This window comes from Tomitella fengzijianii (assembly GCF_007559025.1).
GTDB lineage: Bacteria > Actinomycetota > Actinomycetes > Mycobacteriales > Mycobacteriaceae > Tomitella > Tomitella fengzijianii.
In genome coordinates this window covers 1,766,562-1,779,450 of record NZ_CP041765.1, presented here as the reverse complement: position 1 = coordinate 1,779,450, position 12,889 = coordinate 1,766,562, and the positions used below count along the sequence as shown (strand labels likewise).

Below are 12,889 nucleotides of genomic sequence, written 5' to 3'. Positions count from 1 at the left end.
CCACCGCATGCCCGCCGGGGTCGCCCTCGGTAAATATACTACATTCTGTAGTAACTGAGGCAACAGGTCCTCGTGATCAGCGGGTCGCCGAGCCCCCTGTCCCCTCCTCCTCCGCGGCGTCCCGATCCGCCCCGGCGCCCGCCCCCTCGCCGTCGCCGTCCGACGACGGCTCCGGGGTCACATAGGTGGAGTTGGTGCGTGCGATCGCCGTCGACTCCGCCGCGAGCATGACCACGAGAACGGCGATGATCGTGACCACGAGCGCCGGCTTGTCGTAGAAGTCCATCTGCCGGACCACGACCATCACCGCGATGGCGATGATGATCTTGAGCAGCCAGCTGCCGAGCAGAATGGCCCCGGTCGTCGTCGGCGCCACGTTCCGGGTGGCGTACATGATGAGGATGGTCGCGAGGATGAACGCCCCGCCCACTGCTGCTCCGACCAGCGCGCCCCAAACTCCTGGCCCGCCCGCGACGAGCCCCCACACGATGAGGCTGACGACGGATACCGCCGCCAGTCCGGCAGCACCGTAGCGGATTGCCGCCAGTAACGGTGCGAACTGATTGGGTTGCTGCGCGCCTGGGTGGTTCACAGGCAACCAGCCTAGCCGGAGCACCGCGCGGTGCGCCCGCCGGTCCTCGGCCGATGCGTCACGATCGCAACCGTGGCACCACCGTGGCCGCGATCGCCACCAGGAACAGCCCGGCCGCCACGGGTATCACCACCGCGATCTCCAGCAGGGCGGGACCGACCGCCAGGAAAGCCAGCGAGATGGTCCACAAGTAGAGCAGGAGCACCACCCGGCGGTGCGAATGCCCGATCTGCAGCAGCCGGTGATGCAGATGCATCTTGTCGGGGCTGAACGGGCTGCGTCCCGCCCGCGTGCGGCGCACGACCGCCAGCAGCAGGTCGAGGAACGGGATGAACATGATCGCCCCCACCACGAGCACCGGCGAGAGCAGGGCCAAAAGGTCTTTGGTCCCGTAGGCGGCCAGGCCGATACGACCCGATGCACTCGTCGACGCGGCCGCGAGCATCAATCCGATGAGCATCGACCCGGAATCCCCCATGAATATCCGCGCGCGATGGAAGTTGTGCGGCAGGAATCCCAGGCAGGCGCCGCCCAAGGCGGCTGCGATCATCGCAGGCGGATAGGCGCTGACGTCTCCGCCCTGGTCCCGCAACAGGCTGACGGAGAACAGACAGACCGCGGCGGCCGCGATCAGCCCGACCCCCGCGGCAAGGCCGTCGAGCCCGTCGATGAAGTTCACCGCATTGATCATCACCACAGTGACGAGGACTGTGAGCGTGCCGGCCTGGAGCTGGTCGAGAACCACGGTCACTCCCCCGCCCCAGGGCAGGAACAACAGGAACCATGTCAAACCGAAGACGACCATGACCCCGGCGGCGGTGACCTGTCCGACGAACTTCGTCAGCGCGTCGAGTCCCCACGTGTCGTCGATGGCGCCGACGATCACGATGACCGCTCCGGCCACGATGACGGCGACGACGTCGGTGCCGAACTCGAAACCGCGCGTCAGCGCAGGCAGCTGACTCGCAAGCCCGAACGAGATGACGATCCCGAGATACATTCCGACGCCACCGAGCCGCGGAACGGGCGTCGCGTGGACGTCGCGTTGCCGCGGGATGGCCATCGCTCCGAACCGTACTGCGAGAACACGGACCACGCCGGTGATCAGGAACGTGATCACGGCGCTCGCCAGGACCAGCAAGCCGAGCTCGCGCACCGGCACGCCCAGACCGCCCGCTGCCTGAGCGACCAGGTGCACTGCCGTGTCCGACGACCCCGGCACAGCGGAGACCGCAGCCCCGTCGACGATTATCCCGCTGATGGCGTCCGCCCCGCCCTCAGGACCGCAGGTCCTCGACGGAGACGCCCACGACGTCCGCCACCGATTCCGCAGTCACCGCCCCTTCACGCAGAATGCGCGGGGCCGCACCGCTGACGTCGACGATCGTCGACGGGACGCCCTGCTCGCAGCGACCGCCGTCCAGGAAGACCTCGACCGCGGAGCCCAGCTGCGCCTTGGCGTCCTCCATGGTGGTGCTGGGCGGGCGGCCGGAGATGTTGGCGCTCGACACGGCAAGCGGGCCCACCGAGCGCAGCAGGTCGATGGCGACCGGATGCAACGGCATCCGGAGCATCACGGTGCCGTGGGCGTCGCCCAGGTCCCACCCGAGCGAGGGGGCCTGCCGGACGACCAGGCTCAGCCCGCCCGGCCAGAACGCGCGGATCAGGCTGCGAGCCTGATCCGAGACGCTGTAGACGAGTCCGTCGATGGTCGACCACGAACCGACCAGCACCGGAACGGGCATGTCACGCCCGCGTCCTTTGGCGCGGAGAAGGGACGCCACCGCATCGCCGTCGAACGCGTCGCAGCCGAGGCCGTAGACCGTGTCCGTCGGCATCACCACCAGCCGGCCGGAACGCAATGCCGATGCGGCCGCATCGATCCCGGCCGCCCGTGACGCAGGATCCGCACAGTCGAAAACAGTGTTCACACCCTCATCCAATCATCCGTCCTATCCACGGTGCTGCGCCCGCCACCCGGCACGGGGATCACCGCCACCATTGCGCCTCGGCCGCCGTTGCGGCGCGCCTCGCCACCACGAAGCGTGGTCTGCCGACGAGGTCCGATTCCTGGGACACGTCGTCGAAGACCCTGCGGGCCCGGAAGAGGTCGGCGGTGGCGTCGCCATTGGTGGCGTCGTGCTCGACCCCCACGATGCCGTCGATCCTCAGCCACCTGGCGATATTGGCGACCATCGGCCGGATCACGTCCAGCCCGTCCGGCCCGGCGAAAACCGCCCGCGCCGGGTCGTGGTCGCGTACTTCCACATCCACCCGCGTCGCGTCCGGAACATAGGGCGGGTTGGCCACGATCACATCGACGCGCCCCTCGAGCCGCGCCAGCAGGTCCCAGTCCGTGACATCCCCCTGATGCAGGTGGATGGGCGTGTCACCCGCCCGCGCCCGGGAATCGGCGTTCCGCCGGGCCCACGCGAGCGCCGCGGTGTCCAACTCCACAGCATGCACCTCGGCATCCTGCCGCTCGTGCGCGATCGCCAGGGCAAGCGCCCCCGAACCCGTGCACAGGTCGAGGACCACAGGATGCGTGCGTGCGGGAGGCTGCCGGCGTCCTTCCGTCGCCCCGTCGCCGGCCTGCGCAGCATCCCAGCGCCGAAGCCCCGCGATCGCCCAGGCGAACAGCAGTTCCGTCTCGAACCGCGGGGTGAAGACGCCCGGCCCCACTGCGACGTCGATCGGGCCGAGGGGTGCGCTGCCCAGGATGTGCTGGAGCGGCACCCGCGTGGCACGCAGGGCGACCAACTCCCGATACCGGACTAGAACTTCCTCGTCGACCAACGGCACCAGCCCGAGACGCGACCGCTGCACCCCGGCCACGTGCGCCGCGAGGATCTCGGCATCGATCCGGGGATCCGGGACGCCTTCGGACGCGAGTTCCTCCGCAGCAGCGATGATCGCGAGGCGGAGCGGTCTGCGGGTCATCGCAGCGCCACCGATGCCGACGCCGTCATTCCGCCTGCACCCGCGCGTCACGGTCCGCCTGGCCCAGCGCGTCGAGCAACGGTCCCAGCTCACCGTCGAGGACCGCGTCGAGGTTGTGGGCCTTGAAACCGATGCGATGGTCTGCGATCCGGTTCTCGGGGAAGTTGTATGTGCGGATCCGCTCGGAACGGTCGACGGTCCGGATCTGGTTGTGCCGGTCCTCCGCCGCCTCGGCCTGCGCGGCCTCCTCCGCGGCGGCCCTGAGACGCGCCGCGAGCACCTGCATCGCGCGCGCCTTGTTCTGCAGCTGGGAGCGTTCGTTCTGGCAGGTGACCACGATCCCGGTCGGGAGGTGCGTGATGCGCACGGCCGAGTCCGTGGTGTTCACCCCCTGGCCGCCTTTCCCCGACGAGCGGTAGACATCGACCCGGATGTCGGAATCGTCGATCACGACATCTTCGACCTCTTCAGGCTCCGGGTAGACCAGAACACCGGCCGCCGAGGTATGAACGCGCCCCTGAGACTCCGTGACCGGCACTCGCTGCACTCGGTGGACGCCCCCCTCGAACTTCAAGCGCGACCAGACACCGTCGGGCCCGTCGCCGCGCGATTTGATCGACAACGTCGCCTCCTTGTATCCGCCCAGATCGGAGACGGAGGCGCCGAGTACTTCGACCTTCCAGCCGCACTGCTCGGCATACCGCAGGTACATCCGCGCCAGGTCGGAGGCGAACAGCGCGGACTCCTCGCCGCCCTCACCGCTCTTGAGCTCCAGCACGACGTCGTCCCCGTCGTGGGGATCGCGGGGTGCGAGCAAGTCCGTCAGTTGCGCGTCGAGCTCTTCGACGCTGGCCTCCAACGCCAGTGCTTCCTGCGCGAACGCCGCATCCTCCGCCGCCAGTTCACGCGCCGCCTCGAGATCGACGCGGGCGGCCACCAGACGGTCATGCACCGCGATCATCGGCGAAAGCTGCGCGAATCGCTTGGCCACTCGGCGGGCGGCCGTCGGATCGTCGTGCAGCGACGGGTCGGACATCTGCTGCTGCAGACCTGCATGTTCGGCAAGGATGTCGTCGATCGCCGACGGCTGCCGCATCGCGCTCATCTCACTCCTCGGTTCAGGTTCTGCCATCCGGCCGGACCCGACGGAAGTCCGATGCCGCTGACCGAAAGACGCCGGCGCCCGGCCTGCGATGGCTGCAGGACGGGCGCCGGCGGCACGGCTACTTGGCGGAAGAACCCTTGGTGCGCTTGCCGTAGCGCGCCTCGAAGCGGGCGACTCGGCCGCCGGTGTCGAGGATCTTCTGCTTGCCGGTGTAGAACGGGTGGCACTTGGAGCAGACCTCGACGTTGATACGCCCGTCTTCCTTGGTGCTCATGGTCTCGAACGTGTTTCCGCAGCCGCACACGACTGTCGTCGCGACGTACTCGGGGTGGATGCCAGTCTTCATGGGGTCCTCTCGTAGTGGTCCCGGGTCGCCGCCGGCAGTCGGGCCGACGACGTGAACCGGTACCGGACACAACCGTACAAGTATGTCAGAGCGGTTTTTGTTCCCGGAATCCGCACCGGGCGCAGGGCGCTCACTCGGGGGCGGCCCCGAGTGCGGTCTTCGAGACCTGCATGAGGAACTCGTAGTTCGTCCTGCTCTTCTTCAGCTGTTCCATCAGGACGTCGATGGCCTGCTGCGAATCGAGCCCGGACATCACGCGGCGCAGCTTGTGCACCACCGCGGCCTCCTCTGGAGCCAGGAGAAGGTCGTCCCTGCGAGTGCCCGAGGGGTTGATGTCGACGGCGGGGAACACGCGTCGCTCCGCGATCTTCCGGTCCAGTTTGAGTTCGGCGTTGCCGGTGCCCTTGAACTCCTCGAAGATCACCGTGTCACCCTGCGACCCGGTCTCGACCATCGCCGTGGCGATGATCGTCAGCGACCCGCCGTGCTCGATGTTGCGCGCCGCGCCGAGGAACCGCTTGGGCGGGTACAGCGCCGTCGAATCGACGCCGCCGGACAGGATGCGGCCCGATGCGGGCGACGAGTTGTTGTAGGCACGTCCGAGCCGCGTGATCGAGTCCAGCAGCACCACGACGTCTTTACCGGATTCGACCAGGCGCTTCGCCCGTTCGATGGCGAGCTCCGCCACGGCCGTGTGATCCGAAGGCGGCCGGTCGAAGGTCGAGGCGATGACCTCGCCGCGCACCGACCGCTGCATGTCGGTGACTTCCTCTGGCCGTTCGTCGACGAGCACCACCATCAGATAGCACTCGGGGTTGTTCGTCGCGATCGCGTTGGCGATGCTCTGAAGGACTGTCGTCTTGCCGGCCTTCGGCGGGCTGACGATCAGGGCGCGCTGCCCCTTGCCGATCGGCATGATCAGGTCGATGACCCGGGTCGTCAGCTGGTTCGGTTCGGTCTCCAGACGCAGCCGTTGATTGGGGTACAGCGGCGTGAGCTTGGAGAACTCCGGACGCGCCTTCGCCGTCTCGACGTCGGAACCGTTGACCGTGTCCAGCCGCACCAGCGGATTGAACTTCTGGCGCTGATTCTGGTGATCGTTGTCGCGCGGGACGCGGACGGCACCGGTGATGGCGTCGCCGCGGCGCAGCCCGTTCTTACGCACCATGTTCATCGACACGTACACGTCGTTGGACCCCGGGAGGTAACCCGACGTGCGCACGAATGCGTAGTTGTCCAGTACGTCGATGATGCCGGCCACGGGCTGCAGCACATCGTCATCGCGCACCTCGACATCACCGCCGCGGTCACCGCGGTCGCGCCCGCGCCTGCGCTCACGGAACCGGCGACCACGACGGCCGCCACCGTCGCCGTCACCCTGGCCACGGTTACGACCCCCGCCTTGGTTACCGGAGTTCCCGCCCTGGTTGCCGGAGTTCCCGCCCTGGTTCTCGGAGTTCTTGTCGCCGCCGCGGTTGTCGTTGCCCTTCTTGTCGCCGCCGCGGTTGTCGCCGCCGCGGTTGTCGCCGCCGCGGTTGTCGCCGCCGCGGTTGTCACGACCGCCGCGACGCGATTGCCCGCCGCGGTCCCGGCGATTGCCGTCGTCGTCGCCGCTGCGGCCGTTTCCCTCGCCACGACCGCCGGACTCGCCGCCGCGGCCGCGTGCAGACTTGTCGCCACCGGTGACGTCGGGCCGATCCCCCTGCCTTTCGCCACGCGCCGACGCCTCGGGCGCCGCCGATTCCGGCTTCTGCCGATCGCCGCCGTCTGCCGCGCCACTGCCGGCCGGAGCCGTCTCCCCGGGCCGGTTGTTCGCCGGGGCCACGATCGCCGACGCCTCCCCGCCTCGAGTCTCGGTGGCAGCGGCTGCGGGTGCCGCCGCCTTGCGTCGGCCGGCCGGTGCGGTGGTCTTGGCGTTCCCGCCTCCGGCCTGGTGTTCCTGGATCGCCGCGAGCAGCTGCCCCTTGCGCATACCCGACGTGCCCTTGATCCCCAGCTGGACGGCCAGCGCCTTCAACTCCGGAAGAAGCATGGACGACACCGCGGACTTGTCGCGGCCACGCGCACGGGAATCGCCTTGCGCGGCGCCTGCGGTGTTGATGAGTTCCGTATCGGTCACGGAGGTCCTTTCTTTACCCGGACGCGGATCGCATCCGGGCCTGGCCGTTGATCGCATTACGCGATATTCACGGGCTGACACCCATCGGCGGGCGGAAGCCGCCTGAACCGATGGAGATGAGTCTTCGGTTACCGCACGTCGTGCAGGCGAGGCAGGTCCGGTGCTCACGCCCGGCGCTGCAGCCCCGCCCCTCGTACCGGGACACAACATGTACCCCGCCACGACGACCGCAGCGATGGGACGGCACACCGCCGAGCGCTCTCCCGTCACGAGTGCAGAGAAGCACCGAGCGCTGACCTTCTGCATGAGCTACGCGGAAGGTACGGGAAACGTCAGCCGACTGACCTGATCCGACGCCGGGATTCGCGCCGCGGAGTCGACCCCACAGGAACATCACCCTCGAAGGGGACCCGGTTGAACCGCGCCACCACCTGAACGACCGCTTGCACGATGATGATCGTCCGGTCGAGATGGAGCAACGGAACAGCATCCGGATCGGCAGCCCTATGAGAGTGAACCCCTCGAGCATCAACCCGTTCGGCTTGAACTCGCCGAGCATGCGAATCTGCACAAAACATGCGGACGCCCCCAAGGATAGCCCGCCCCCACACCCCCTGCAACAACACCCTCCGGCGCGTTTCGATCTGTTCGAGCCCCCTCCCGCCTCCGGCGGACTGAGGATATGGTCGTGATCACTTCCGGCACCCCGCCGGAGTTCCACCACAGGCAGGAGATCCGATGCTCAGCACGATGCAGGAGGCCCCGCTCTCGATCGCGCAACTTCTGCGCTACGGAAGCACCGTCCACAGTGAAGCCCAGGTGGTCACGTGGACGGACGACGGCTCCCGCAGCGCAAGCTACGCCGAGGTCGGTCGCCGCTGTGCTCGGCTCGCGCACGCGCTCCGCGGTCTCGGGGTCACCGGCGACCAGCGCGTCGGCACCTTCATGTGGAACAACCAGGAGCATCTCGAGGCCTACCTGGGCATCCCGGCCATGGGCGCCGTGCTGCACACGCTCAACATCCGCTTGTTTCCGGACCAGTTGGTGCACGTGGTGAACCATGCCGCGGACCACGTCATCCTGGTCGACGCCACCTTGATTCCGTTGCTGGCACCGCGGCTCGCCGAGTTCACGACCGTGCGGCACATCGTCGTCAGCGGTGCGCAGACTCCGGAGATCGATCTCCCCGACGGGATGACGGTGCACAGTTGGGAGCAGCTCATCGCCGACGAGCCGGACGACTTCGACTGGCCCGAACTCGACGAGCGGACGGCTGCAGCCATGTGCTACACCTCCGGGACCACGGGCGACCCCAAGGGCGTCGCATATTCGCACCGGTCCATCTGGCTGCATTCGATGTCGGTCTGCATGACGGACGGCATGGGGCTCAAGCAGGGGGACCTCGCACTCGCGATCGTGCCGCAGTTCCACGCCATGTCCTGGGGAATGCCATATGCAGCGTTCATGATCGGCGCGTCGCTTCTGATGCCGGACCGCTTCCTGCAGCCGGCCCCGCTCGCGCAGATGATCGCCGAAGTCCGCCCGAACTTCGCTGCCGCCGTCCCAGCGATCTGGCAGGGGCTGCTGCATCACCTCGAGGACCACGATGACGACGTCTCGTCGATGAAGCTCGTGGTCGTCGGCGGTTCGGCCGTGCCCCCGTCTCTGATGCATGCCTTCGAGGAGCAGTACGGGATCAAAGTGCTCCACGCCTGGGGGATGACGGAGACGTCCCCGCTCGGATCCGTCGCCAACCCGCCGGCCGCCGCGGAGGGCGAAGACGCGTGGCGGTACCGGTACACGCAGGGCCGCTTCCCGGCCGCAGTGGAGGCGCGCCTGGTCGATGACGACGGCGCCATCGTTCCGAAGGACGGCGAGTCGGTGGGCGAGCTCGAAGTGCGGGGGCCGTGGATCGCGGGCGCGTACTACGGCGTCGACGCGGCGGACAAGTTCGACGACGGCTGGCTGCGGACGGGCGACGTCGGGAAGATCACCGCCGACGGGTACCTCACCCTCACGGACAGGTCCAAGGACATCATCAAGTCCGGAGGCGAGTGGATCTCGTCCGTCGACCTGGAGAACCTCGTCATGGGGCATCCGGATGTCCTGGAGGCCGCCGTGATCGGTGTCCCCGACGAGAAGTGGGACGAGCGGCCGCTGGTGGCCGTGGTGCTTCGAGAGGGATCGGACACCACGCCGAGAACGCTGCAGGACTTCATGGCCGGAAGCATTGCCAAGTGGCAGCTGCCGGAGAACTGGGCCCGGATCACCGAAGTGCCCAAGACCTCGGTGGGCAAGTTCGACAAGAAGCGTCTGCGCGCCGATTTCCAGGCCGGGGACCTCGAGGTGGAGCGCATCTGAGACGTTGCCGGTCAAGCGGCGGCGGCCCCGTTCCCCTCGCGGGGAGCGGGGCCGCCGCGCCGTTCAGCGACGTCAGACGCGGGCGGCACCGCGCGCCACTCCGACCGATCGCATCGCCATCCCGAGGCCGCGCGCCAGCCCGGCCTCCGCCGCCCCCGGTTGCTCGGTGCTCAGCGCCAGCACAGTGGGGCCGGCCCCGGAGATCGCCGCGGCGATGCCACGCTCTCGCAGGGCCGCCACCAGCTGCGCCGACTCCGGCATCGCCTCGGCGCGGTACGGCTGGTGCAGGAGGTCCTCGGTGCCCTCGAGCAGCAGATCCGGCCGCTGCGTCAGGGCCACCACCATGAGTGCCGAACGCCCCGCATTGAACGCGGCGGCGGTGTGCGGGACCTGTTCCGGCAGCAACCCCCGCGCCGCGGATGTCGATGACCGCGTCGTCGGCACGAACACGTGCGCGCGGATATCCGGGTGTACGGCGAGCGGCGCGGTCGAATACCGGCGGTCCGGGCCGCAGTGGTCCGACCAGGACACTGTGGCCCCGCCGAAAATGCAGGCTGCGGCGTTGTCCGGGTGCCCCTCGAACTCGGAGGCCAGTTGCAGCAGCTGCTCGTCCGTCAACCGGTGTTCCGGGAAGGTCCCGGCGACGAGTTCGTTGGCGGCGACGAGCCCCCCGACGACCGCAGCCGCCGACGAGCCCAGGCCCCGCGAGTGCGGAATCGCGTTGCGGCACCCGACACGGAGTCCGGTCGCCCAGATGCCTGCCGCGTCGAGACCGCGCTCGACCGCGCGGACGACGAGGTGTGAGGAGCTGAGGGACACTTCCCCCGCCCCCTCCCCCTCGACATGCACGTCCAGACCGGACGCGGTGGTGGAGACCTCGATCTCGTCGTCGATCCCGAGTGCGAGACCCAGAGAATCGAACCCCGGGCCGAGGTTCGCGCTGGACGCGGGCACCCTCACCCGCGACCGCACACCCTGCGGGAGAACCTCGGTCATCGCATGTCCCTCGATAGTCTGCGCGGTCCGCGACATCAGGCCAGGTCCAACGCCGCGGCCACCGCGACCGGATCGACGCCGATCGGCTTGACCTCGGGCATCCCCAGCAACGCCGTGTCGGGATCCTTGAGACCGTTCCCGGTCACCGTGCACACCAGGGTCTGCCCCGGCTTGAGCCACCCGTCCTCTGCGGCCGCCAGCACGCCGGCGACGCTCGCGGCGGAGGCGGGCTCGACGAACACGCCCTCACGGCCGGCGATGAACCGGTACGCGGCCAGGATCTCGTCGTCCGTGGCCGCACGGAACTGTCCCCCCGACTCCTCCTTCGCCGCCACTGCACCGTTCCATGACGCCGGCGCTCCGATGCGGATGGCCGTGGCGATGGTTTCGGGATTCTTCACAGGAGCGCCCGATACCAGCGGCGCTGCGCCCGCGGCCTGCACCCCGAGCATCCGCGGGCGCTTCCCGGTGACGCCGTCCGCCTGATATTCGCTGTATCCGCGCCAGTACGCGGTGATATTGCCGGCGTTGCCGACCGGCAGTGCGTGGATATCCGGCGCCTCGCCCAACACGTCGCAGATCTCGAACGCGGCTGTCTTCTGCCCCTCGATGCGCACCGGATTGACCGAGTTGACCAGCCCGATGCTCTGATACTCGCTGGTGGTCTTGCGGGCCAGTTCGAGGCAGTCGTCGAAGTTGCCGTCCACCTGGATGATCTTGGCGCCGTGCATGACCGCCTGCGCCAGCTTCCCCATCGCGATCTTGCCGGAGGGCACCAGCACTGCGCAGGTCATCCCCGCCCGGGTCGCGTAGGCGGCCGCGGACGCGGACGTGTTGCCCGTCGAGGCGCACAGCACTGCACGCTGACCGCGAGCGCGCGCATCGGTGACCGCCATGGTCATCCCGCGGTCCTTGAACGACCCGGTGGGGTTGAGGCCCTCGACCTTGAGGTAGGCCTGGCAGCCGGTGGCCTCCGAGAGGTGCGGCGCCGGCACGAGCGGTGTCCCACCCTCGAACAGGGTGACCGGGTCCCACCCCTCCCCGATGGCCAGACGGTCCCGGTAGGCCTCGATCAGTCCGGGCCACGCGCGATGGACTGGGGTGTGCTGGGTGCTCATTCTCCGGTGCCTTCCATTCGCAGCACGCTCGTGACAGCGTTGACATACTCGAGGTTCTCCAGCGCGGCCACGGTGTCACGGAGCGCGGACTCGAGCGCCATGTGGGTGACGACGACGAGCGATGCGCCGACCTCGGTGTCCTCTTGCCGCACCACCGAGATGCTCACATCATGCTTGGAGAATTCTGCCGCCACCGCGGAAAGCACGCCGACCCTGTCGGTGACCTCCATGAACACGTGGTAGCGGGTGGGCGTATCGCCCATCGGGCCGATCCGCAGCCCGGCGTAGGTGGACTCGTCCGGGCCCTTGCCGCCGTGCACCTTGTTGCGCGCGGCGCTGACGAGGTCGCCCAGCACGGAGGACGCGGTGGGTCCGCCGCCCGCCCCCTGCCCGTAGAACATGAGCCGGCCCGCCGCTTCCGCCTCGACGACCACGGCGTTGAACGCGCCGTCCACGTTGGCGAGCGGATGCGTCAATGGCACGAGAGCCGGGTACACGCGCGCGGACACCCAGTCCTCGCCGTCCGCGACGTCGGGCCGACCGGGGACCCGCTCGCACATCGCGAGCAGCTTCACGGTGCACCCCACCGCACGCGCGGAAGCGAGATCAGCTGCGGTGATGGCGGAGATGCCCTCGCGGTAGACGTCTGCAGCGGTGACGCGGGTGTGGAACGCGAGCGACGCCAGGATCGCAGCCTTGGCCGCGGCGTCGTAGCCCTCCACATCGGCCGTGGGATCCGCCTCCGCGTATCCGAGGCTGCGCGCGTCCGCGAGCGAGTCCGCGTAGTCGGCGCCCGTGGCGTCCATGGCCGACAGGATGTAATTGGTTGTGCCGTTGACGATTCCGACGACGCGGTCCACGCGGTCCCCGGCGAGCGACTGCATCAGCGGTCGTACCACCGGGATCGCGCCCGCAACGGCGGCTTCGAAGTACAGGTCGACGTCCGCGTTCTTGGCCGCCGACGCCAGTTCACCCGTGTAATCCGCCAGCAACGCCTTGTTCGCGGTGACGACGGACTTGCCGGACTGCAACGCCGTGAGGATGAGTGTGCGGACCGGCTCGATGCCGCCGATCACTTCGACGACGATATCGACGTCGTCCCTCTCCACGAGTCCCTGCGCATCCGTGGTGAGCAGGTCCTCTGGCACGCCGCGATCCGGCCCGAGGCTGCGCACCGCGACGCCACGTAGCACCAACGGCGCGCCGACACGCGCCTCGAAGTCCGCGGACGCGGAGCGCAGGATGCGGACGACCTCGCTGCCGACGTTGCCGAGACCGAGTACCGCCACGCCGATTTCCCGGTGGGCCATCA

At 68.8% G+C, this 12,889-nt stretch carries 11 protein-coding genes; 1 reads left to right on the top strand and 10 read right to left on the bottom strand.

The window, feature by feature from the left end; genetic code table 11:
- Window positions 1-76 precede the first annotated feature (76 nt).
- The 7 genes from FO059_RS08070 to rho form a co-directional block, all read right to left on the bottom strand.
- The gene (locus tag FO059_RS08070) at window positions 77-592 is read right to left on the bottom strand and encodes a hypothetical protein (protein ID WP_199257131.1); all 516 of its coding nucleotides are present in this window, start codon (window positions 590-592) and stop codon (window positions 77-79) included.
- Window positions 593-650: 58 nt separating this feature from the next.
- Window positions 651-1,814: a glycosyltransferase family 4 protein gene (locus tag FO059_RS08065; protein ID WP_233267049.1), complete on the bottom strand. Its 1,164-nt coding sequence runs from the start codon at window positions 1,812-1,814 to the stop codon at window positions 651-653.
- A gap of 55 nt (window positions 1,815-1,869) precedes the next feature.
- Entirely contained in the window at window positions 1,870-2,523 is a 654-nt protein-coding gene (locus FO059_RS08060) for an L-threonylcarbamoyladenylate synthase (protein ID WP_143907834.1), read from the bottom strand.
- Between the two features lie 58 nt (window positions 2,524-2,581).
- Complete coding sequence (gene prmC, locus FO059_RS08055) at window positions 2,582-3,532, bottom strand: peptide chain release factor N(5)-glutamine methyltransferase (RefSeq protein WP_143907831.1); 951 nt, start codon at window positions 3,530-3,532, stop codon at window positions 2,582-2,584.
- 25 nt (window positions 3,533-3,557) lie between these two features.
- The gene (gene prfA / locus FO059_RS08050; protein ID WP_143907829.1) at window positions 3,558-4,637 is read right to left on the bottom strand and encodes a peptide chain release factor 1; all 1,080 of its coding nucleotides are present in this window, start codon (window positions 4,635-4,637) and stop codon (window positions 3,558-3,560) included.
- A 118-nt stretch (window positions 4,638-4,755) separates the two neighbouring features.
- Window positions 4,756-4,983: a 50S ribosomal protein L31 gene (rpmE, locus tag FO059_RS08045; protein WP_143907827.1), complete on the bottom strand. Its 228-nt coding sequence runs from the start codon at window positions 4,981-4,983 to the stop codon at window positions 4,756-4,758.
- Between the two features lie 130 nt (window positions 4,984-5,113).
- Entirely contained in the window at window positions 5,114-7,102 is a 1,989-nt protein-coding gene (gene rho, locus FO059_RS08040) for a transcription termination factor Rho (RefSeq protein ID WP_372497915.1), read from the bottom strand.
- A 738-nt stretch (window positions 7,103-7,840) separates the two neighbouring features.
- Between rho and FO059_RS08035 the strand changes: the two genes are divergently transcribed.
- Complete coding sequence (locus FO059_RS08035; RefSeq protein ID WP_143907826.1) at window positions 7,841-9,463, top strand: long-chain fatty acid--CoA ligase; 1,623 nt, start codon at window positions 7,841-7,843, stop codon at window positions 9,461-9,463.
- Window positions 9,464-9,535: 72 nt separating this feature from the next.
- Here FO059_RS08035 and thrB read toward each other — a convergent pair whose 3' ends face one another.
- The 3 genes from thrB to FO059_RS08020 are packed head-to-tail and all read right to left on the bottom strand — an operon-like array spanning window position 9,536 to window position 12,887.
- Window positions 9,536-10,459 carry a homoserine kinase gene (thrB, locus tag FO059_RS08030; RefSeq protein WP_143907825.1) on the bottom strand — a complete coding sequence of 308 codons (924 nt, stop codon included), beginning with the start codon at window positions 10,457-10,459 and terminating at the stop codon, window positions 9,536-9,538.
- Between the two features lie 35 nt (window positions 10,460-10,494).
- Window positions 10,495-11,577, bottom strand: a complete 1,083-nt coding sequence (thrC, locus tag FO059_RS08025) for a threonine synthase (protein ID WP_143907824.1) — start codon at window positions 11,575-11,577, stop codon at window positions 10,495-10,497.
- Window positions 11,574-12,887 carry a homoserine dehydrogenase gene (locus tag FO059_RS08020; protein WP_143907823.1) on the bottom strand — a complete coding sequence of 438 codons (1,314 nt, stop codon included), beginning with the start codon at window positions 12,885-12,887 and terminating at the stop codon, window positions 11,574-11,576. The genes thrC and FO059_RS08020 overlap by 4 nt, the downstream gene beginning before the upstream one ends.
- Window positions 12,888-12,889 lie beyond the last annotated feature (2 nt).

Excerpts from the sequence above, each read along its gene's own strand:
- prmC (WP_143907831.1), bottom strand. The coding sequence starts at position 3,532 with ATGACCCGCAGACCGCTCCGCCTCGCGATCATCGCTGCTGCGGAGGAA.
- prfA (WP_143907829.1), bottom strand. The coding sequence starts at position 4,637 with ATGAGCGCGATGCGGCAGCCGTCGGCGATCGACGACATCCTTGCCGAA.
- rpmE (WP_143907827.1), bottom strand. The coding sequence starts at position 4,983 with ATGAAGACTGGCATCCACCCCGAGTACGTCGCGACGACAGTCGTGTGC.
- FO059_RS08035 (WP_143907826.1), top strand. The coding sequence starts at position 7,841 with ATGCTCAGCACGATGCAGGAGGCCCCGCTCTCGATCGCGCAACTTCTG.
- thrB (WP_143907825.1), bottom strand. The coding sequence starts at position 10,459 with ATGACCGAGGTTCTCCCGCAGGGTGTGCGGTCGCGGGTGAGGGTGCCC.
- thrC (WP_143907824.1), bottom strand. The coding sequence starts at position 11,577 with ATGAGCACCCAGCACACCCCAGTCCATCGCGCGTGGCCCGGACTGATC.
- FO059_RS08020 (WP_143907823.1), bottom strand. The coding sequence starts at position 12,887 with ATGGCCCACCGGGAAATCGGCGTGGCGGTACTCGGTCTCGGCAACGTC.